This is a genomic window from Telluria sp. ZB2R32, assembly GCF_059685715.1.
On sequence record NZ_JCASIG010000001.1, the window covers coordinates 185220 to 203584 of the forward strand.

The 18365-nt window shown below is 66.0% G+C and carries 18 protein-coding genes and 1 riboswitch; of the genes, 8 read left to right on the forward strand and 10 right to left on the reverse strand.

Annotated features, from left to right (window positions below; translation table 11 throughout):
* The first annotated feature begins 19 nt into the window (after positions 1 to 19).
* Positions 20 to 2908: a M16 family metallopeptidase gene (locus AC56LG_RS00830; RefSeq protein WP_497164248.1), complete on the forward strand. Its 2889-nt coding sequence runs from the start codon at positions 20 to 22 to the stop codon at positions 2906 to 2908.
* Between the two features lie 224 nt (positions 2909 to 3132).
* Here the strand turns inward: AC56LG_RS00830 and AC56LG_RS00835 are convergent, their stop codons facing one another.
* The gene (locus AC56LG_RS00835) at positions 3133 to 5076 is read right to left on the reverse strand and encodes a prolyl oligopeptidase family serine peptidase (protein ID WP_497164249.1); all 1944 of its coding nucleotides are present in this window, start codon (positions 5074 to 5076) and stop codon (positions 3133 to 3135) included.
* A 209-nt stretch (positions 5077 to 5285) separates the two neighbouring features.
* Between AC56LG_RS00835 and AC56LG_RS00840 the strand changes: the two genes are divergently transcribed.
* A complete protein-coding gene (locus tag AC56LG_RS00840) occupies positions 5286 to 6089 on the forward strand; it encodes a nuclease-related domain-containing protein (RefSeq protein ID WP_497164250.1) in 804 nt (267 codons plus the stop codon).
* Here the strand turns inward: AC56LG_RS00840 and AC56LG_RS00845 are convergent.
* The 9 genes from AC56LG_RS00845 to glyA form a co-directional block, all read right to left on the reverse strand.
* Complete coding sequence (locus AC56LG_RS00845; protein ID WP_497164251.1) at positions 6053 to 6682, reverse strand: riboflavin synthase; 630 nt, start codon at positions 6680 to 6682, stop codon at positions 6053 to 6055. The two genes, AC56LG_RS00840 and AC56LG_RS00845, sit on opposite strands and share 37 nt — an antisense overlap.
* Before the next feature lie 17 nt (positions 6683 to 6699).
* Entirely contained in the window at positions 6700 to 7800 is a 1101-nt protein-coding gene (gene ribD / locus AC56LG_RS00850) for a bifunctional diaminohydroxyphosphoribosylaminopyrimidine deaminase/5-amino-6-(5-phosphoribosylamino)uracil reductase RibD (RefSeq protein ID WP_497164252.1), read from the reverse strand.
* A 16-nt stretch (positions 7801 to 7816) separates the two neighbouring features.
* A complete protein-coding gene (locus AC56LG_RS00855; protein ID WP_497164253.1) occupies positions 7817 to 8368 on the reverse strand; it encodes a GspH/FimT family pseudopilin in 552 nt (183 codons plus the stop codon).
* Positions 8365 to 8805, reverse strand: coding sequence for a type IV pilin protein (locus tag AC56LG_RS00860; RefSeq protein ID WP_497164254.1), 441 nt, complete (start codon positions 8803 to 8805; stop codon positions 8365 to 8367). Before AC56LG_RS00860 ends, AC56LG_RS00855 begins: the two co-directional genes overlap by 4 nt.
* Before the next feature lie 36 nt (positions 8806 to 8841).
* Positions 8842 to 9474, reverse strand: coding sequence for a pilus assembly protein (locus AC56LG_RS00865; protein ID WP_497164255.1), 633 nt, complete (start codon positions 9472 to 9474; stop codon positions 8842 to 8844).
* A 7-nt stretch (positions 9475 to 9481) separates the two neighbouring features.
* Positions 9482 to 10420, reverse strand: a complete 939-nt coding sequence (locus AC56LG_RS00870; RefSeq protein WP_497164256.1) for a PilW family protein — start codon at positions 10418 to 10420, stop codon at positions 9482 to 9484.
* Positions 10417 to 10968: a type IV pilus modification protein PilV gene (gene pilV / locus AC56LG_RS00875; RefSeq protein ID WP_497164257.1), complete on the reverse strand. Its 552-nt coding sequence runs from the start codon at positions 10966 to 10968 to the stop codon at positions 10417 to 10419. Before pilV ends, AC56LG_RS00870 begins: the two co-directional genes overlap by 4 nt.
* A gap of 115 nt (positions 10969 to 11083) precedes the next feature.
* A complete protein-coding gene (gene nrdR / locus AC56LG_RS00880; RefSeq protein WP_192054923.1) occupies positions 11084 to 11542 on the reverse strand; it encodes a transcriptional regulator NrdR in 459 nt (152 codons plus the stop codon).
* Positions 11543 to 11638: 96 nt separating this feature from the next.
* Positions 11639 to 12886, reverse strand: a complete 1248-nt coding sequence (gene glyA / locus AC56LG_RS00885) for a serine hydroxymethyltransferase (RefSeq protein ID WP_497164258.1) — start codon at positions 12884 to 12886, stop codon at positions 11639 to 11641.
* A gap of 101 nt (positions 12887 to 12987) precedes the next feature.
* Positions 12988 to 13096: riboswitch (ZMP/ZTP riboswitch) on the reverse strand.
* A gap of 138 nt (positions 13097 to 13234) precedes the next feature.
* Between glyA and AC56LG_RS00890 the strand changes: the two genes are divergently transcribed.
* From AC56LG_RS00890 to tolB, 6 genes are all read left to right on the forward strand, one after another.
* Entirely contained in the window at positions 13235 to 13981 is a 747-nt protein-coding gene (locus AC56LG_RS00890; protein ID WP_497164259.1) for an SDR family oxidoreductase, read from the forward strand.
* Positions 13982 to 14363: 382 nt separating this feature from the next.
* Positions 14364 to 14768 (forward strand): tol-pal system-associated acyl-CoA thioesterase, encoded by a 405-nt coding sequence (gene ybgC, locus AC56LG_RS00895; RefSeq protein WP_497164260.1) that lies wholly within the window; start codon positions 14364 to 14366, stop codon positions 14766 to 14768.
* Positions 14769 to 14793: 25 nt separating this feature from the next.
* Positions 14794 to 15477, forward strand: a complete 684-nt coding sequence (gene tolQ / locus AC56LG_RS00900) for a protein TolQ (RefSeq protein ID WP_192054914.1) — start codon at positions 14794 to 14796, stop codon at positions 15475 to 15477.
* Positions 15478 to 15493: 16 nt separating this feature from the next.
* On the forward strand, positions 15494 to 15925 hold the full coding sequence (locus AC56LG_RS00905) for a biopolymer transporter ExbD (RefSeq protein ID WP_229511028.1): 432 nt from the start codon (positions 15494 to 15496) through the stop codon (positions 15923 to 15925).
* Positions 15926 to 15961: 36 nt separating this feature from the next.
* Positions 15962 to 16984 (forward strand): cell envelope integrity protein TolA, encoded by a 1023-nt coding sequence (gene tolA / locus AC56LG_RS00910; protein ID WP_497164261.1) that lies wholly within the window; start codon positions 15962 to 15964, stop codon positions 16982 to 16984.
* A 60-nt stretch (positions 16985 to 17044) separates the two neighbouring features.
* Positions 17045 to 18310 carry a Tol-Pal system beta propeller repeat protein TolB gene (tolB, locus tag AC56LG_RS00915; RefSeq protein WP_497164262.1) on the forward strand — a complete coding sequence of 422 codons (1266 nt, stop codon included), beginning with the start codon at positions 17045 to 17047 and terminating at the stop codon, positions 18308 to 18310.
* Positions 18311 to 18365 lie beyond the last annotated feature (55 nt).

Consider the following 18365-nt stretch of genomic DNA (forward strand, 5'->3'; position numbering starts at 1 on the left):
GGCCGCTCGACGCCTTTCCATGGACACCCCGATGTTCCGCCACCTTCTTCGTCATTTCTGTTTAGTCGCAGTTCTCCTCACCCATTCCCTTGTCGCCGGCGCCGCCCTCAAGCTGGACGCGCCGATCCCGGTCGGGCCGCAGGTCAAGGTCGGCAAGCTGGCCAACGGCCTGACCTACTACATCCAGAAGAACACGCGCCCCGAACGCCGGCTCGAACTGCGCCTGGTAGTAAAAGCCGGCTCGATCCTGGAAGACGAGGACCAGCAGGGACTGGCCCACTTCGTCGAGCACATGGCCTTCAACGGCAGCACGAATTTCAAACAGCATGAGCTGATCGACTACCTGCAATCGATCGGCGTCAAGTTCGGGGCCGACCTGAATGCCACCACCTCGTTCGACGAAACCGTCTACATCCTGCCGATCCCGCTCGACCGTCCGGACAACCTGAAGCAGGCCTTCCGCGTGCTGGAAGACTGGGCCCACGGCATCAGCTTCGACGATGCCGCGATCGACAAGGAGCGCGGTATCGTGCTCGAGGAACTGCGGCTCGGCAAAGGCGCGGGCGACCGCATCGGCAAGCAGCTGTACCCGAAGATCTTCAACGGTTCGCGCTATGCCGAACGCCTGCCCATCGGGAAGGAAGAGGTGCTACGCAACTTCAAGCCCGACACCCTGCGCCGCTACTACCGCGACTGGTACCGGCCCGACCTGATGGCGGTGGTGGCGGTCGGCGACGTCGACCCGAAGACGATCGAAAGCCTGGTCAAGGCGCATTTCTCGAAGCTGAAGAACCCGGTGCCGGCGCGTCCCCGGGCCTACGCCGCCATTCCGCGCCGCGAAGAGACCGAAGCGGTGGTCGTCACCGACCGCGAGGCCGGCGGCAACAGCATCCTGGTGCGCTATCCGATGCAACCGGTGCGCGAACCCGACACCGTGCGCGGCTACCGCCAGCAGATGGTCGAGGGCCTGTTCAGCGGCATGCTGAGCGCGCGCCTGCAGGAGCTGTCGCAGCTGCCCGAGCCGCCTTTCCTGCGCGGCGGCAGCGGCGTCGGCTCGCTCACGCCCTTCTATAAATCCTTCAATGCCAGCGCCTCGATCGGTCCCGGCGGTGCACCGAAGGCGATCGCCGCCCTGGTGCGCGAAAACGAGCGCGTGCGCCGCTACGGCTTCGGTGCGGCCGAACTCGAACGCGCGCGCAAGGACATGCTGCGCAGTTACGAGCGCCTGTACAACGAACGCGAGAAGACCGACTCGCGTGCCTATGTCGCCGAGTACATGCGCAACTTCCTGCAGCAGGAACCGATTCCCGGCATCGCCGCCGAATACCGCTACGCCACCGAACTGCTGCCGGGCGTGACGCTCGACGAAATCAACGCCTATGCGCGCCGCACGATCCCCGCCAACTCCGGCAAACTGGTGATCTATACCGGCATCGAGCAGCGCGACACGCCGCCGCCGAGCGGCGAATCCCTGCTCGCGGCGCTGGCAGCGGCGGAGCAGGCCGAGGTTGCGCCCTACGAGGAAAAGTCGCTCGCCACCGAGTTGCTGGCGCAGCCGCCGGCGGGCGGCAGCATCGTCGCCGAGCGCGAGGACAAGGCCCTGGGCCTGACGTACCTGACGCTGTCGAACGGCGTCAAGGTGATCCTGAAACCCACCGACTTCCGCAACGACCAGGTCGTGATGAGCGCGGCGCGCTTCGGCGGCCAGAGCCTGTACGGCGACGCCGACATCGTCAACGCCCGCTACGCCAACGCGATCGTCGCCAGCATGGGCCTGAAAGACTATTCGCCGCTCGACCTGTCGAAAGTCCTGGCCGGAAAAGCAGCCGCGGTCACCTTCGGCCTGGCCGGCTACAGCGAAGTGGTGGGGGCCTCCTCGGGCGCGACCGACATCGAAACCATGCTGCAGCTGCTGTGGCTGCGCTTCGACGCCGTGCGCCGCGACGAAGACTTGTTTAAATCCTTCATCGGCAAGCAGGTGGAAGCCGCACGTAACCGCCTGGCCCAGCCGGGCGCGCGTTTCGGCGACACCATCGCCGCCACGCTGTACGGCAACCACCCGCGCGCGCCGCGCCCGCTGCGTCCCGAAGAATTCGCCCAGATCGACCTGGACCGCAGCATCGCGATCTACCGCGAACGCTTTTCCAGCGCCAAGGACCTTACCTTCGTCATGGTCGGCAGTTTCGATCCGAAGAAGGTCAAGCCGCTGCTGGCGACCTGGCTCGGCAGCCTGCCGACGCCCGACATCCCGACCGCCTGGCGCGACGTCGGCCTGCGTCCGGTCAAGGGCGTGGTCAAGCGCGCCGTCTACAGCGGCGCCGAGCCGAAGAGCACGATCTCGCTCACCTTCACCGGCGAGGCGCCGTTCTCGGAAGCCGAGCAGATGCGCCTGCAGGCGCTGGTCGAAGTGCTCAACATCCGCATCATCGAGGTGCTGCGCGAGCAACTGTCGATGATCTACGGCGGCAGCGCCGGCGGCCAGCTGGCGCGCATCCCGTATGGCCACTACACGCTCTCCGTCAACTTGCCGACCGGCCCGGAAAACGTCGACAAGGTACTGGCCGCCACCTTCGCCGAATTCGAGCGCCTCAAGCGCGAAGGGCCGAGCGCCACCGACCTGGCCAAGGTCAAGCAGAACTGGATCCAGAACTACCGCCGCGCGCTGCGCGAAAACGGCTACTGGCTCGGGCGCATCCAGTCGGCGCTGCTGGACGGGACCGACCCGGCCGCGATCCTGACGCACGAAGAGCGCGTGAATGCGCTGGCCGCCAGCGAGGTGCAGGAAGCGGCGCGGCGTTACCTGAACACGGAGAATTACGTGCAGGTGGTGCTGTATCCGGAGACGAAGGTGGAGGCGCCGGTGCAGGCGGCCGCCACGCAGGAAACGCCGGCTGTTCCGGCAAACTGAAGGATGTAGGGTGGGCGCCCCGTGCTCACCCTACCTCTATTTAATACTTCTCGAACCACGCCACCGTGCGCCGGCGCTGGTCGAGCTGGTGCTCCGGCTTGCGAATCGCATGCCAGGTTGCGACGCTCGAATGTTTCAATCTCCTGAAACGTTGCGGTATTCATGGGAACAACCACGTGGGCACAAGTGCCCACCCTACGTCGCTCCGGTCAATGCCGGCGGGTTTATTTCAAATATTTTTCGAACCACGCCACCGTGCGCCGGCGCTGGTCCAGCTGATGCTCCGGCTTGCGAATCGCATGCCCTTCGCCGTCGTAGATCACCAGCGTGGTCGGCGTGCCGATCGCGCGCAGGCCGTGCCAGAATTCCATCGACTGCACCGCCGGCGTCTCGACGTCGCGCTCGCCGACGTACAGCAGGGTCGGTGTCGTCGCGTGCTTGATCGATTCGATCGGCGAGGCGGCGCGATAGATGGCGGGATCGTCGTACATGGCGGCGCCGAAGAACGGCACCATCCACTGGTCGATGCCGTTCTGGCCGTAGTAGCTGATCCAGTTGGCGATGCCGGCGCCGGCCACCGCCGCCTTGAAGCGCTTGCTGTGGGTGACGCCCCACATCGTCATGAAGCCGCCGTAGGAGTGGCCCATCAGGCCCAGGCGCTCGCCGTCGACCGGCGCCTGGGCGATGACGGCGTCGACCCCGGCCAGGATGTCGCGCCAGTCGCCGCCGCCGAAGTCGCGCCGGTTCGCCTGCGTGAACGCCAGGCCCTGGCCATAGCTGCCGCGCGGGTTCGGCTGGAATACGTAGAAGCCGCGCTCGACCAGCTCGCGCACCAGCGGGTTGCCGAAGTCGCCCGGCGCGACATAGCGCGGCGTCGCCGCCGATGCCGGCCCGCCGTGCACGATCACCACCAGCGGGTGCTTGACGCCCGCGCGCGGGTTGATCGGCCCGATCAGCCAGCCCTGGCTGCGCAGTCCCTCGTTGGTCCAGGTCAAGCTGCGGCTGGCCACCTGCGGCGCGAAACCGGCATTCTCGTGCGTGATCGGCGCAAGTGTCGGCAAGCGCCCGGCCACGATGCGCGGCGCCTGCTCCCAGGTTTCGTGCACCGACACCGCCGAACTGCCGTCGGCGCTGAACACGATGCGCCCGTCGCCCGAGCCGTTCGCGGTGACGGCGCCGCGCCACAGCGTGCGCGTGCTGCGTGCCTGCGGATCGATCGCCACCACCGCCATCTCGCTCCCCTGCAGGTTTGACGCGAGCAAGCTGCTGCCCTTCCACGCCAGGCCATTGAACGAGCCCGCATAACCCGGCGTCACGTCGACCGGTTCGCCGCCGGCCAGCGGCACCGTGAAGACGTCGCCGCCGACCGAGCCGAAGTCGCTCATCAGGCCGCCGACAAAGGCGACGCTGCGCCCGTCCGGCGACACGTGCGGCAGGCTGACCTGCATCTTCGGCGCGGCGACGATGCGCAGCGCGCCGCTGTTTACGTCGATATGCCCGAGCGTGGCGACCCACCAGTTGTTGTCGCCGTTGCCCCGGGCGCTGGTGGCGACGAAGCCGCGGCCGTCGGGCGTCCAGTCGTACTCATACACGTACACGTCGGGCGGCGACACCAGGCGCAGCGCCCCGCCCCGGCTCGGCACCAGCGCGATGCGCTGCGCGTCCTCGCTGACGCCGATCTCGCCGACCTGGCGCGCGCCCGCCTCCACGGCCCCGGTCTGCTTCTTCGCGTCGACCGTCGCCAGCAGCGCGATGCTGGCGCCGTCGGGCGACCAGCGCGCCGTGTTCGCCACGCCCTTGACGGTGGCCGCCGCGATCATTTCGCCACCGCGCGCCACCCACAGCGTCGCGCTGCCCGCCGCGCGGTCGGCGCCGATAAAGGCGAGTGCCTTGCGGTCCGGCGACCAGGTCGGGAAATCGTAGCTGCAGGCGGCGCAGGGATCGTATTCGGCCGTGATGCGGCCGCTGGCGGCGTCGCGCACGACGATGCGCCCATGCGCGCGCTGGCCGGAAATGCCGGGATCGCTCCATTCGACCGCGACCACCGCTTCGCCGCCGCCACTGATCGCCACCTGGCGGTACTCGCGCATCTCAGCACTGTGCACAAAGCCGCCGCCCAGCAAACAGGCCGCCAGCGCGGCCCGCGACATCACATCCGTTACCCTCATCTCATCTCCTGGTCATGCCTGCCGCCGCTGCAGGAATTCCAGCGGGGCGAGCTTATGTTCGATAGCCAGGCAGTCTACGTGGTTTTCGGTGCGTCGCGAGCGCAACAACTTCCATGCAAGAGGAATAATCTTACTTGCACTTAACAAATTCGGTGGCGGATTGTTGACGCAGAGCTAGAGTGAAGGTTAGACCTCAGCTGGAGTTGACGATGATCTACAAGGATAGCGACAACAAGATGCCCATCGTCGCGATTTTGCAGCGCATGCTGGCGCTGGCCGGTCCCGACAAGCGCCCGCTGATCGAGCGCGAGCTGCGCATGATGCGCGCCGGGATGAACGCCGAGCGCGACGCGACGGCCCTGATCGACATGCACCTGAAGGATTCGACGCGGACCGCCGTGGTGCACGACCTGCGCCTGGTGGCGAACGATGGCGCAGCAGCCCGGATCGACCACCTGCTGATCCACCGCTCGCGCCGCTTCTACCTGCTCGACACGGGACATTTCGCGCATGGCCTGAAGATCACGGAAGACGGCGACTTCCTGCGCAGGAACGAAACGACGAAAACGCTCGAGCCGATGCCCTCGCCGCTGGACGCGCTGGCGCGCCAGGTCCCGGTGCTGCGCGACGTGCTCGAACCCTTCGGCCTGGACGATGCGCCGGTCGACACGCTGGTGCTGCTGGCGCCGAACGCACGCATCGAGCGCCCGCGCCGCTTCGACAGCGCGCGCGTGATGAAGGCCGACCAGTTCCTGGAAAAGCTGAACGCCAGCGCCGACAATCCACAAGCCGCGACGGTCCAGGGCTACCTGAAGCGCACCAGCATGTCGTCCGGCTCGATCGGCGACATCGCCGCGCGCCTGACCGCCCTGCACCGGCCGTCGACGGCGGACACCATGATCCGCTTCGGGTTGCGGCGCGACGCACCAGCAGCATCAGGACGCGCAAGCAGTGTAGAGCGCCCCGATCCGGTCGATCAGACCTTCGCGGCCGAGAGCATGCGCTCGACGTAGCGCGCAATCAGGTCGATCTCCAGGTTCACCTTCGAACCCGCGCGCAGGTGCTTGAGCGTGGTGACCTCGATCGTGTGCGGGATCAGGTTGATCGAAAAGCGGCAGACCTTGGCGCCCTCGACCGTCAGGTCGTCGACCCGGTTCACGGTCAGCGACACGCCGTTGACCACGACCGAGCCTTTATAGGCGAGGAACCTGGCCAGTTCCCACGGTGCGTCGATGACCAGTTCATGCGATTCGCCCACCGGTTCGAAGCTGTGCACTTGCCCCAGTCCGTCGACGTGACCCGAGACCAGGTGGCCACCCAGGCGTTCGGCCAGGGTCAGCGCCTTTTCCAGGTTGACTTCGCCCGGCGCGTCGAGGCCCGCCGTCTTGCTCAGGCTTTCGCGCGAGACGTCGACGGCGAAGCTCGATGCGGTCTTGTCGACCACGGTCATGCAGGCGCCGTTGATGGCGATCGAGTCGCCCAGCGCGACGTCGGCCAGCGCCAAGCCGCCGGCGTCGATCTGCAGGCGCACGCCGGCGTCTTCTCCACCCGCCAGCGGCGAGACCTCGTTGATGTTGCCGACGGCGGCGACGATTCCAGTAAACATGCAGCGATTCCTTCAGGTTAGTTCGTAGTATCCAGTCTTGCCAGGATGCGCAGGTCGGCCCCGACCGGCGTTACGGCGTGAAAGCGCAGGGCGATCTTGTCGGCCAGGCGGCTCAGGGGCGGCAGCGCGAACATGCCCTGCCCGGCGCCGATCAGGCTGGGCGCCAGGTAGACCAGCAGTTCGTCGACGCAGCCTTCGCGCACCAGAGAAGCGTTCAGTTTCGAGCCGGCTTCCACATGCACTTCGTTGATCTCGCGCCGGCCCAGTTCCAGCATCAGGGCCGGCAGGTCGACCTTGCCGCCGGCATTCGGCAGCAGGATGACCTCATGCCCGGCCGCGCGCAGCAGCGCTTCTTTTTCGGGATGCGGCACGGCGGCGACGATCCAGCACGGCTCGCCTTCCAGGATGCGCGCGTCGAGGTCGATCTCGAGGCGGCTGTCGACAATGACGCGGCGCGGCTGGCGCGGTGTGTTCACGCCACGCACCGTCAGCTGCGGATCGTCCGCCTTGACGGTGCCGATGCCGGTCAGGATCACGCAGGCGCGCGCGCGCCAGGCATGGCCGTCCTGGCGTGCCTCCGGCCCCGTGATCCACTGGCTTTCGCCATTCTCGAGCGCCGTCATGCCGTCCAGGCTGGCCGCCGTTTTCAGGCGCACCCAGGGACGCTGCCTGCGCATGCGCGAGAAGAAGCCGATGTTCAGCTCATGCGCCTCATCGGCCAGCAGGCCGGATGCGGTGTCGATGCCGGCCGCTTCCAGCTGCGCCATGCCGCGCCCGGCCACCAGCGGATTCGGGTCGCCCATCGCCGCCACCACGCGCTTGAAACCCGCTTCGATCAGCGCATTCGAGCATGGCGGGGTGCGGCCGTAGTGGCTGCAGGGTTCGAGGGTGACGTAGGCCGTCGCCCCGCGCACGTCGTTGCCGCGTGCGGCCGCGTCGCGCAGGGCCTGGATCTCGGCATGGTCCTGGCCGGCCGGCTGGGTGTGGCCCGCGCCGATCACCTCGCCACCCTTCACGATCACGCAGCCCACGCGCGGGTTGGGCGCGGTGATATACATGCCTTTGGCGGCCCATTCCAGGGCCAGCGCCATGCCTTCGGTATCGTTCGTGATCTGCACAGTGTTCTTGATAGCTTTAATCCGGTGCTTCGGCGCCGTCGCAATTGTCGTCGCGCGCGGGATTGCAGGCGCGCGCCCGGCCCAGCATGTTGATTTTAATACGGCGGATGGCGCCGCCGTGAAACAGCGACAGCGTGCCCCAGCGCGCCGCGCCGCTGTTGGCGGCGCTGCAGCTGCGCCCGGCGCCATTGTAGGCGATGTAATACGGGGCTGCAGGACTGGTGAAGGAGAAGACGGTATCGAAGCCGCTCGGCAGGGCCTCGTGCACGGCGAGGATGGCGTCGGCCGGGCCCGGTGCGCCATCGCCGTCGCGGTCGACGAACACGGTCCAGCCCTGCGCCCAGTCGACGCCGGCCCCATCGCGCGGGGTCAGGATGACGCGCTCGTTGCGCGCGATCGCCTGCGCCCGCGCCATGCCGATCGCGCCGAACAGGTCGTTGGTGGCCGTGCGCAGCTGCTGGGCGCGCAGCAGTGCGCCGAGGTCGGGCGCGGCGACGGCCAGCAGCACGGCAGCCACCGCGGTCACGATCAACAGTTCGGTCAGCGAAAATGCACGCTGGGCCTTCATGGCCAGCAGCGTTCCGACTCGCCGCTGGCGCCCTGCTCGCCCGTGCTGCGCAAGGTGAGTGCGCCACATTCGGGGTCGGCAAAACGGGCGTCGACGTTCGCCGTGCCGGGACGGGCGCGCAACTGCACGCAGTCGCGCAGATCGCTGTCCGGACAGGCTTGCGCCTCGAGCTCATAGGCGCTGGTGGCGGCCGCATTCCCCGACCACCAGGGCAGTCCGTCCACCGGCGCCGTCCGCGAAAAGGCGACATAGGTGTGGTGCAGCGCGTGGTGCTGTTCTTGCTGCTGCATCGCGGTGATCAGGGCGACCTTGCCTTCCATGCGCCGGGCCTTGGCCAGGTAGCCGGCATAGCCAGGGTATGCAATGCCGGCCAGTACCGACAGGATGAGGAGCACGACCATCACTTCGATCAGGGTAAAACCGCGCATGCGCGACATGGTTGTTCTCCAATGGTTGTTTTTCCAATACGGGGTTCAGGACGCGGCGCGATGCAGTTCGGGCCAGTTGGCAATCTCGCGCCAGCCCAGGCGCTTGCCGGGCTGGCCGTCGGCGGCGCGCCGGTAATGGCTCTGCAGGACGACGACGGTATTCGGGTCGGCGCCGACGCCGAGCGCGGTGATGCGAAACAGCGGCTGGGTGCCCGCCAGCAGTTCGACCAGGTAGCGCGGCGCCGCCGCCGGCAAGGTGCCGGCCCCGGTTGGCAACGTGCGCCCGCTGAAGCGGCCATACTCGACGCCAGCCATGCCCGCCAGGTCGGCCGCTTGCCACACCGGCGGCGCAGCGCCGACCGCCGTCTTGCACAGGCCTTCCTTTTCGGCCTGGCCGCCGCAGCGCTCGTCGAACGCGTTCGCATCCAGCGTGGCAAAAATCGCGGTCCGCGGCGAGGTCGGACCGGCCGCGCCGTCGATGTCACGCTCGGCATCGATCAGCGCCGCCTCGGCCGCCGCATGGGCCACCTGGCGGTCGCGTTCGTAGCGCGCCGATTTGGCGCCGGCCAGCGCGGCGCGCGCCGCCGACAGCGACATCATCAGCATCGCCAGCATCAGGACCAGCATGGTCACGAGCGCCGCGCCGCGCTCGGAGCGCTCCGAATGAATGTGTCGCATGGCCGGCTCAGGGCTGGGCCGCGCCAACTGCGAACACGGCCGTGAACAGCCGGCGCGAAGGTGCCGGCCCGGTACCTCGCAGGTCCGCCGCCGTCAGCAGGACGCCGGGATCCGATCCCGCCTGCGCCACAGCGTAGTCCGGGCCGAACAGCGCATAAGCAGCCGGTTGTACAGGCGCGGCCGAGGGACGTTCCCCGTGCAGCAGCAGCGCCACCTGCACGCTGGCGATGCGCTTCCACCAGGTCTTTGCGTTGAGTTCCGCCTGGCTTCCGCCTGTCAGCGGCAAGGCGGCATCGAGCGCGGCCAGTGCGCCGGCGTTCACGTAGCGGTTCGGCGTGCCATCAGGCGGCGTGTCGGTGTCGAGGCCATACAGCACCTGGAAGCCGTCGACGCCGGCCACCACCGCGTCCGCGCTCCAGTTGCTGGCGCCGCGGTACTTGCAGCGCAACTCGGCCAGACCATCGCCATTGCGGGCGACATAGAAGATGCTCCAGCCCTCCTCCGCCTCGTGCACGGGGAAGCCGGCGCAGTCGGTCACGCTGCCGTCGCCGTCGGGTGCCGCGCCGGCGCCGGGGTAGCGCACCGCCAGCACGTCGCTGCCGTTGATCGCCGTTTCCAACGGGTTGTCGATGCCGCTGCCCGTCTTGACGAGGGAACGGTTGTCGAGGCCTGCGAGCGGCGCCGGCAAATCGTTGGCGGGCGCCGCTCCGCCCAGGCGTTCCCAGTCGATGAAGGCACCCTGCCTGACGGCGCGCCCGATCAGCGCCAGCGCATAGCGTCCGCCGTCATCGATGGCCGCCGCGTCTTCATGCGCGACATAGGATTTGTTGGCGCCGATCATCAGCACGCCGCCGGCCAGCAGCACGCCCAGGCCGAGCGCGAGCGCGACCAGCAGTTCGGCCAGGGTCATGCCGCCTTGGGGCAGGCGCGAACGGCGCGGCTTCATCCCGCCACCACCATGGTGACCAGCGGCGTGAATGGCGGCGCCGGCGTGCCCGCCCTGGTCGGCAGGCGCCAGCCCAGCTTGACGACAACAGGTGCTCCGGCGCCGCCGCTGCAAGCCCATTCAAAGGCCTGCAAGGCGGCATTCCAGCCGCCGCTGTCGCGGCAGACCGCGATGCGCCCGCCGGGAAAGGCGGCATGCACGCTGCGCGCCGCCTCGAACAGATCGTAGGCGGCCAGTTGCGCCGGGTCGCAGTCGGCGCTGCCGAAGCATTGCAGCGGCGGCGCGGCGGGTGCGCCGGCGGCGGCATCGTAGTCGAACTGGAGGTAGGGATTGGCGCCGTCGGGCAGCGCCATCCGGGCGGCGTTGACGCGCATGCGCGCACCGAGCGAGGCGGCCAACTGCACGGCTTCGGATTCGAGTGCGGCCTGCTGGCGCAGGCGCGCGCTGGCTACCTGCGTGCTTGCCGCGCCGACGACGCCGAGCGCCAGCACGAACATGGCAACGAGCACCTCGATGAGCGTGAAACCGCTCGAGCGACGACGCAGCAAGGAACACCTCCACAGTCAGGCGCGTCATTTCGCGCGGAACCGAGAAGTTATCAGTGCCTCAAGGCACACCTCTGCGCTCGCTCAAGCGTGCGCAGGCGGTGCAATCAGGCTTGATCTACTTGCGGGAGTGGCCCACTTCCACCAAAGCCTGCTGGAACTCTGCGAGATCCTTGAAGTCTTTATAGACGGAGGCAAAGCGGATGTAGGCGATTTCGTCCAGGCGCTTGAGCTCCTGCATCACCAGTTCGCCGACATAGCCGGTATCGACTTCGCGGCGGCCGCTGGTGAGCAGCTTTTCCTGGATCGAGGCGACCGCGGCGTCGATGGCTTCGGCCGAAACCGGGCGCTTGCGCAGGGCCAGCATCAGGCTGCCGCGCAGTTTGCTGCTGGCAAATTCGGTGCGGCTGCCGTTTTTCTTGACGATGATCGGCATCGACAGTTCGATGCGTTCGTAGGTGGTGAAGCGCTTGTCGCATTGCACGCAGCGGCGCCGGCGGCGGATGGCGTCGCCTTCCTCGGATACGCGCGTATCGAGGACCTGGGTGTCTTCATGCTGGCAGAACGGACATTTCATGGGGCGCCGATGGTGCTGGTGATGCAAAAGGAACGGCGCGGCTGGTGATGGAGCGCGCCGTTCCTGAACTCTACTACGTTTGCAGTGAAATGACGATTACGCCGCGTACACTGGGTACTTGTCGGTCAGCACCTTGACTTCCGCCTTGACGCGCTCGATGGTCGCGGCGTCGTGCGGATTGTCGAGCACGTCGGCGATCAGGTGGCCGACTTTGGTTGCGTCTTCTTCCTTGAAGCCGCGCGTCGTAAACGCCGGGCTGCCCAGGCGGATGCCCGAGGTCACGAACGGCTTTTGCGGGTCGTTCGGGATGCCGTTCTTGTTGCAGGTCATGTGCGCCTGGCCGAGGATGGCTTCCGCTTCCTTGCCGGTGAGGCCTTTCGCGCGCAGGTCGACCAGCATCACGTGGGCTTCGGTACGGCCCGACACGATACGCAGGCCGCGTGCGATCAAGGCGTCGGCCAGGGCCTTGGCGTTCTTGACGACTTGCTGCTGGTAAGCCTTGAATTCAGGCGACAGCGCTTCCTTGAAGGCGACGGCCTTGCCGGCGATAACGTGCATCAGCGGACCGCCCTGGATGCCGGGGAAAATCGCCGAATTGATCTGCTTTTCGAACTCGGCCTTCATCAGGATGATGCCGCCGCGCGGGCCGCGCAGCGATTTATGGGTGGTCGAGGTGACGAAGTCGGCGTACGGCACCGGATTCGGGTATTCGCCGGCGGCGATCAGGCCGGCGTAGTGGGCCATGTCGACCATGAAGTAGGCGCCGACTTCCTTGGCGACCCTGGCGAAGCGCTCGAAGTCGATGCGCAGCGCGAATGCCGATGCGCCGGCGATGATCATCTTCGGCTTGTGTTCGCGCGCCAGGCGTTCCATGGCTTCGTAATCGATGTCTTCCTGCTCGGTCAAGCCATAGGAAATGACGTTGAACCATTTACCCGACATGTTCAGCGCCATGCCGTGGGTCAGGTGGCCGCCTTCGGCCAGCGACATGCCCATGATGGTGTCGCCAGGTTTGAGCATGGCGAAGAACACGCCCTGGTTCGCCTGCGAACCCGAGTTGGCCTGCACGTTGGCCGCTTCCGCGCCGAACAGTTCCTTGACGCGGTCGATCGCCAGCTGCTCGGCGACGTCGACGTATTCGCAGCCGCCGTAGTAGCGCTTGCCCGGATAGCCTTCGGCATATTTATTCGTGAGCTGGGAACCCTGCGCTTCCATCACGGCCGGCGAGGTGTAGTTCTCGGACGCGATCAGCTCGATGTGATCTTGCTGACGGGTGTTTTCCTTCTGAATGGCGGCCCACAGTTCCGGGTCGACCTTGGCCAGCGTGTGATCTTTTGCAAACATGAACAAAACTCCAATCGATAAAGGAAAACCGGACAACGGCAGTGTTGGATCGGCAGGCGGCCCGGAATGCAGCCGGCCACGATGCAACGCACGCGACCATTGTCGGCTGCCCAGGCGAACGGCGGATGAAGTCTCACGTTCCCCGGTGGGTATCCACCTTTCCTGTAACGCCGTGGACGTTATAGTTTTTCGCCAGTTACGTGAGACATAAATGGACTGGAGATTGTATGTGAACTGTCGGCTCAGGGCAAGGAAAGCCCGGGCAGACCGGCAACGGCCATCGGCTGTCTGGCAAGATGGTCATTTCGGCTACAATCCTGAAGCTACTTCCACCCGAGGACTTCCACCATGATCGTTTTCATCACCGGCGCCTCCGCCGGATTCGGCGCCGAAATGGCGCGCACTTTCGTTCGCAACGGTCACCAGGTCGTGATGGCGGCGCGCCGCATGGACCGCCTCGACGCCCTGGCTGCCGAACTGGGCGAGTCCGCCCTGCCGGTCGAGATGGACGTGACCGACAAGGCCTCGATCGAGGAAGCGCTGGCGATGCTGCCGCAATCCTGGCGCCAGATCGACGTGCTGATCAACAACGCCGGCCTCGCGCTCGGCACCGCGCCGGCGCACGAAGCGCCCCTGGACGACTGGGAAACCATGATCGCCACCAACTGCAAGGGCCTGGTGACGATGACGCGCGCTGTCCTCCCGGCGATGGTCGGGCGCGGCAGCGGCCTGGTGATCAACCTCGGCTCCGTGGCCGGCCACTACCCTTACCCAGGCGGGAACGTCTACGGCGCAACCAAGGCCTTCGTCGAGCAGTTCACCCTGAACCTGCGCGCCGACCTGGTCGGCACCGGCGTGCGCGCCACCAACCTGGCGCCGGGCCTGTGCGGCGGCACCGAGTTCTCGAACGTGCGCTTCAAGGGCAACGACGAGGCGGCAGCAAAAGTGTACGAAGGCACGACGCCGCTGACGGCCAAGGATATCGCCGAGACCGCCTACTGGATCGCGACGCTGCCGGCGCATATCAACGTCAACAGCATCGAGATGATGCCGACGTGCCAGGGCTTTGCGCCGTTCAACATCAAGCGCGTCTAAGGTTTTGTCGGGTGGGGCACTCGTGCCCACGCGGTACGACGCTTGCGACATCGATGCATTCGAGGCCGACTTGCAGCCGCTGCGAACCATAAATCTGATATCGGCGCCGCCGAAGCAACCGCGTGGGCACAAGTGCCCACCCTGCAAAGGCAACTGCATCGCAGGCAATTGCACATGCATACACCCGCGTGCGCCCCACCTTCGATAATTGTGAGAAAGTGTTACAGTTGTTGTCCTGACAGCGTCCGCTCTCGTCTACTACGCGCGTTGACAGCATTTCAACCGAGCCCGCCCCAGTTGCGCTGCCCCAGCTGGTGTGTCTGCTAGCGTACATATACGCCTTAGCGTAAAATGTTTCCGATTATCACTTATGGCAGAGAAGATGCCTTCGCCTTTTACCTGGACAGTACGGGTCTATTACGAAGATACGGACGCGGGCGGTATCGTGTTTTACGCGAACTACCTGAAGTTTTTTGAACGCGCGCGCACCGAATGGTTGCGCGCCGCCGGCGTTGACCAGCAAAGCCTGATCGAGCGCGAAGGCGCCGCATTCGTCGTCAAGAACGCGAACATCGATTACCACGCCCCTGCCCGCCTCGACGACGAACTCACCCTGACGCTGACGGTCGAAAAGCTCGGCCGCGCCTCGGTCCAGTTCGCCCAAAAAGCCTATAAGGGCGATGCGCTGCTCGTGGAAGCGAGCGTGAAAGTCGGCTGTGTCGACATCGCCACCGTCCGTCCGCGCTCGCTCCCCGGCGACGTCGCTGATAAAATGCGTGCCGCCTGATCCATTCAACAATATTTCAAACCCGATGACACCAACCCACGACCTCTCCTTCCTGGCTCTTATCAGCAACGCGCACCTGATCGTGCAGCTCATCATGCTGTTGCTGCTCGTGCTGTCCGTGGTCAGCTGGTCGTACATCTTCCGCAAACTGTTCGCCATCCGCGCCGCGCGCCGCCAGACCGAGCAGTTCGAACGCAGCTTCTGGGCCGGCGGCAACCTGCATACCCTGCACCAGTCGGCTTCGGCCCAGCGCGACCAGAGCGGTCCCCTGGCGCGCATTTTCGAAGCCGGCATGGGTGAATTCATCAAGGGCAAGCAGGCCTCGCGCGACGCGCTCGACATGGGCGCCGTGCTCGACGGCTCGCGCCGCGCCATGCGCGCCGCCTTCCAGCGCGAACTCGACGGCCTCGACCTGCACCTGAACTTCCTGGCGTCGGTCGGTTCCGTCTCTCCCTACATCGGCCTGCTCGGCACCGTCTGGGGCATCATGAACGCCTTCCGCGGCCTCGCCAGCGTGCAGCAGGCGACCCTGGCCGTGGTTGCGCCCGGCATCGCCGAAGCGCTGATCGCCACCGCGATCGGCCTGTTCGCCGCGATCCCGGCCGTCGTCGCCTACAACCGCTTCACGCACGACATCGACCGTCTCGCGACCCGCTTCGAGAGCTTCGTCGAGGAATTCTCGAACATCCTGCAGCGCCAGTCGCGCTGATCCGGAGGATTCCATCATGGCCTTTTCCAGCAGCATGCGCGGCGGACGCCGCAGCAAACTGAAGTCCGAGATCAACGTCGTGCCCTACATCGACGTGATGCTGGTGCTGCTCATCATCTTCATGGCGGTGCCGGCCAACGTGACGCCCAACGTGGTCAACCTGCCGAGCGCCGAAAAATCGTCGCTGCCGCCGGACACCTATATCCACATCACCGTCAAACCGGACGCCACGCTGGCGATCGGCGTGAGCGGCAAGGAAACGGTGGCTGCGGAGACGATGCCGGACCGCCGCGCCCTGCTGGCGCGCCTGCGCGAACTGCACGACACCAATCCGGACTACCCGGTGATGATCGCCGGCGACCGCGAGAGCAAGTACGCCGACGTGATCGAATTGATTTCCGAATCGAAGAAGCTGGGGATCAGCCGCGTCGGTCTCGCAACCCAGTAAATGATCAGCAAGATCAGTAAGTAAATAAAGTCACCAATGAAGCCAGCCACCCACGGCGCCCAATACACACTGCCGCCGGAACCGAACCGCCTGCCCGCCATCGCGCTGGCGCTGGCGGTGCACGCCCTGCTGCTGGCGTTCCTGTGGATTGGCATCAGCTGGCAGAACCCGACCCCGCCCGCGGTCGAAGCGGAAGTCTGGGACATGAAGGTCGAGTCGGCCGCCGCACCGGCGCTGCCGCCACCGGCGCCGCCCGAAGTGCGCGAACCCGAACCGCAACCGGAGCCGACCCCTGCCCCGACGCCGCCACCGCCGACGCCGAAAGTGGCCGAGCCGGAACCGGTGAAACCGGCGCCGCCGGACATCAATCTCGAACGCGAGAAGAAGCTGGCCGAGCAGAAGAAAGAGCGCGAGCGCGAGCTGCTGGAAAAGAAGGAGCGTGAGCGCGAACTGGCCGAGAAGAAGGAACGCGAAGAGTTGAAGGCCAAGGAACTGGCCGACAAGAAAGCCGCCGACCAGAAGCTCGCCGAACAAAAGGAACGCGAGAAGAAGGACCTCGAGAAGAAGGAACTCGCAAAGAAGGAAGAAGCCGAGAAAAAGCTCGCCGCCGAAAAGGCCGCCGCCGACAAGAAGAAACTGGCCGCCGAAAAAGCCGCCAAGGCGAAAGCCGAAGCCGCCGAACAGGCCAAGCTCGACAAGCTGCGCGAAGCCGAACTCAATCGCATCACCGGCGCCGCCGGCACCAGCGGCAGTGCGCAGAAGTCGAGCGCGCCGAAGATCGACGCCGGTTACGTCGCGCGGATCACGGCGCTCATCAAGAGCAACACGACCTTCGCCGGCAGCACCGATGTGCCGGGCAATCCGAAAGCCGTGTTCAAGGTCGAGCTGCTGCCGACCGGCGACATCCTGTCGGTACGCCTGAGCAAAAGCAGCGGCGTGCCGGCCTTTGACGAAGCGGTGGAACGCGGCATTAACAAATCGTCACCGCTCCCCAAGAAGAAAGATGGTACGGTGGAGCGCACACTCGTGGTCAATTTCTCCATGAAAGACCTGGACTGACCATGGATCAACACTGCGGATGAACACTGAGCTGAACAATCTTTGCCGAGAAAAGAACGCATGAAAAAACTTCACTACCTATTCTTCAGCGCCACCCTCCTGATGGGGTCGGCGGCCAATGCCCAGCTGCAAATTGAAATCGCCGGCGTCGGCAGCAACCAGATCCCGGTGGCCGTCGCCGCCTTTGCCGACGAGTCGCTGGCACCCGCCCAGGTCTCGGCCGTCATTCGCGCCGACCTCGAGCGCAGCGGCGTCTTCAAGGTCATCGACGCCGGCCAGGTCATCAGCGACAGCGCCAGCATCGATGCCGGCGCCTGGAAAGGCCGCGGCGCCGACGCGCTGGTGGTCGGCAGCGTACAGCGCCAGCCGGACGGCCGCCTGGCCGTGCGCTATAAACTCTACGACACCGTCAAGGGCAGCCAGCTGTCGCAGCTGGGCGGCGAAGTGCAGCCGAAATACACGCGCCTGCAGGCACACCGCATCGCCGACGACGTCTATGAAAAGCTGACCGGCGTGCGCGGCATCTTCTCGACCCGCATCGCCTACGTGAAGGAAAACCGCGCCGGCCGCAACTACGCGCTGGCAGTGGCCGACGCCGACGGCGAAAACGAGATCGTCGCCGTGCACGGCAAGGAGCCGATCATCTCGCCGTCGTGGTCCCCGGACGGCGGCCGCGTGGCCTATGTGTCGTTCGAAGACCGCAAGCCCGTCATCTACATGCAGGACCTGGTCACCGGCAAGCGCCGCGTGATCGCCAACGAAAAAGGCAGCAATTCGGCGCCGAGCTGGTCGCCGGACGGCAGCAAGCTGGCGATCGCACTGTCGAAGTCGGGCAGCTACCAGGTCTACATCGTCAACGCCGACGGTTCCGGCTTGCGCCGCCTGTCCAACAGCAACGGCATCGACACCGAACCGCAGTTCTCGGCCGACGGCCAGAGCATTTATTTCACGAGCGACCGCAGCGGCGGCCCGCAGATCTACAAGATGAGCGTCTCGGGCGGCAGTGCCACCCGCGTCACCTTCAACGGCAACTACAACATCAGTCCGCGCGTCTCTCCGGACGGCAAGACCCTGGCCTGGATTTCCCAGCAGGGCGGCGGTTACTCTCTTTACGCGAAGGACCTCGCCAGCGGCCAGGAACTGCGCCTGGCCGACGGCGCCACCGAACCGAGTTTTTCGCCGAACGGCAAATACATCATGTATGCGAACAAGGGCGGCGGGCGTGCCTCGCTGGCCGTCGTGTCGACCGATGGCCGGGTCAAGCAGCGCCTGACCACCAACGCGGGAAATATTCGGGAGCCCAGCTGGGGCCCCTTCATGAAGTAAAGAACTTAGTCCCAAGTAATCGTTAGCTAAGTAAACCCAACCAGAACCAGGAGAG

Excerpts from the sequence above, each read along its gene's own strand:
- AC56LG_RS00890 (WP_497164259.1), top strand. The coding sequence starts at position 13,235 with ATGATCGTTTTCATCACCGGCGCCTCCGCCGGATTCGGCGCCGAAATG.
- tolA (WP_497164261.1), top strand. The coding sequence starts at position 15,962 with ATGAAGCCAGCCACCCACGGCGCCCAATACACACTGCCGCCGGAACCG.
- AC56LG_RS00840 (WP_497164250.1), top strand. The coding sequence starts at position 5,286 with ATGATCTACAAGGATAGCGACAACAAGATGCCCATCGTCGCGATTTTG.
- AC56LG_RS00870 (WP_497164256.1), bottom strand. The coding sequence starts at position 10,420 with ATGAAGCCGCGCCGTTCGCGCCTGCCCCAAGGCGGCATGACCCTGGCC.
- tolB (WP_497164262.1), top strand. The coding sequence starts at position 17,045 with ATGAAAAAACTTCACTACCTATTCTTCAGCGCCACCCTCCTGATGGGG.
- ybgC (WP_497164260.1), top strand. The coding sequence starts at position 14,364 with ATGCCTTCGCCTTTTACCTGGACAGTACGGGTCTATTACGAAGATACG.
- tolQ (WP_192054914.1), top strand. The coding sequence starts at position 14,794 with ATGACACCAACCCACGACCTCTCCTTCCTGGCTCTTATCAGCAACGCG.
- AC56LG_RS00845 (WP_497164251.1), bottom strand. The coding sequence starts at position 6,682 with ATGTTTACTGGAATCGTCGCCGCCGTCGGCAACATCAACGAGGTCTCG.
- AC56LG_RS00835 (WP_497164249.1), bottom strand. The coding sequence starts at position 5,076 with ATGAGGGTAACGGATGTGATGTCGCGGGCCGCGCTGGCGGCCTGTTTG.
- nrdR (WP_192054923.1), bottom strand. The coding sequence starts at position 11,542 with ATGAAATGTCCGTTCTGCCAGCATGAAGACACCCAGGTCCTCGATACG.
- AC56LG_RS00905 (WP_229511028.1), top strand. The coding sequence starts at position 15,494 with ATGGCCTTTTCCAGCAGCATGCGCGGCGGACGCCGCAGCAAACTGAAG.
- AC56LG_RS00855 (WP_497164253.1), bottom strand. The coding sequence starts at position 8,368 with ATGAAGGCCCAGCGTGCATTTTCGCTGACCGAACTGTTGATCGTGACC.
- AC56LG_RS00860 (WP_497164254.1), bottom strand. The coding sequence starts at position 8,805 with ATGTCGCGCATGCGCGGTTTTACCCTGATCGAAGTGATGGTCGTGCTC.
- AC56LG_RS00865 (WP_497164255.1), bottom strand. The coding sequence starts at position 9,474 with ATGCGACACATTCATTCGGAGCGCTCCGAGCGCGGCGCGGCGCTCGTG.
- glyA (WP_497164258.1), bottom strand. The coding sequence starts at position 12,886 with ATGTTTGCAAAAGATCACACGCTGGCCAAGGTCGACCCGGAACTGTGG.
- AC56LG_RS00830 (WP_497164248.1), top strand. The coding sequence starts at position 20 with ATGGACACCCCGATGTTCCGCCACCTTCTTCGTCATTTCTGTTTAGTC.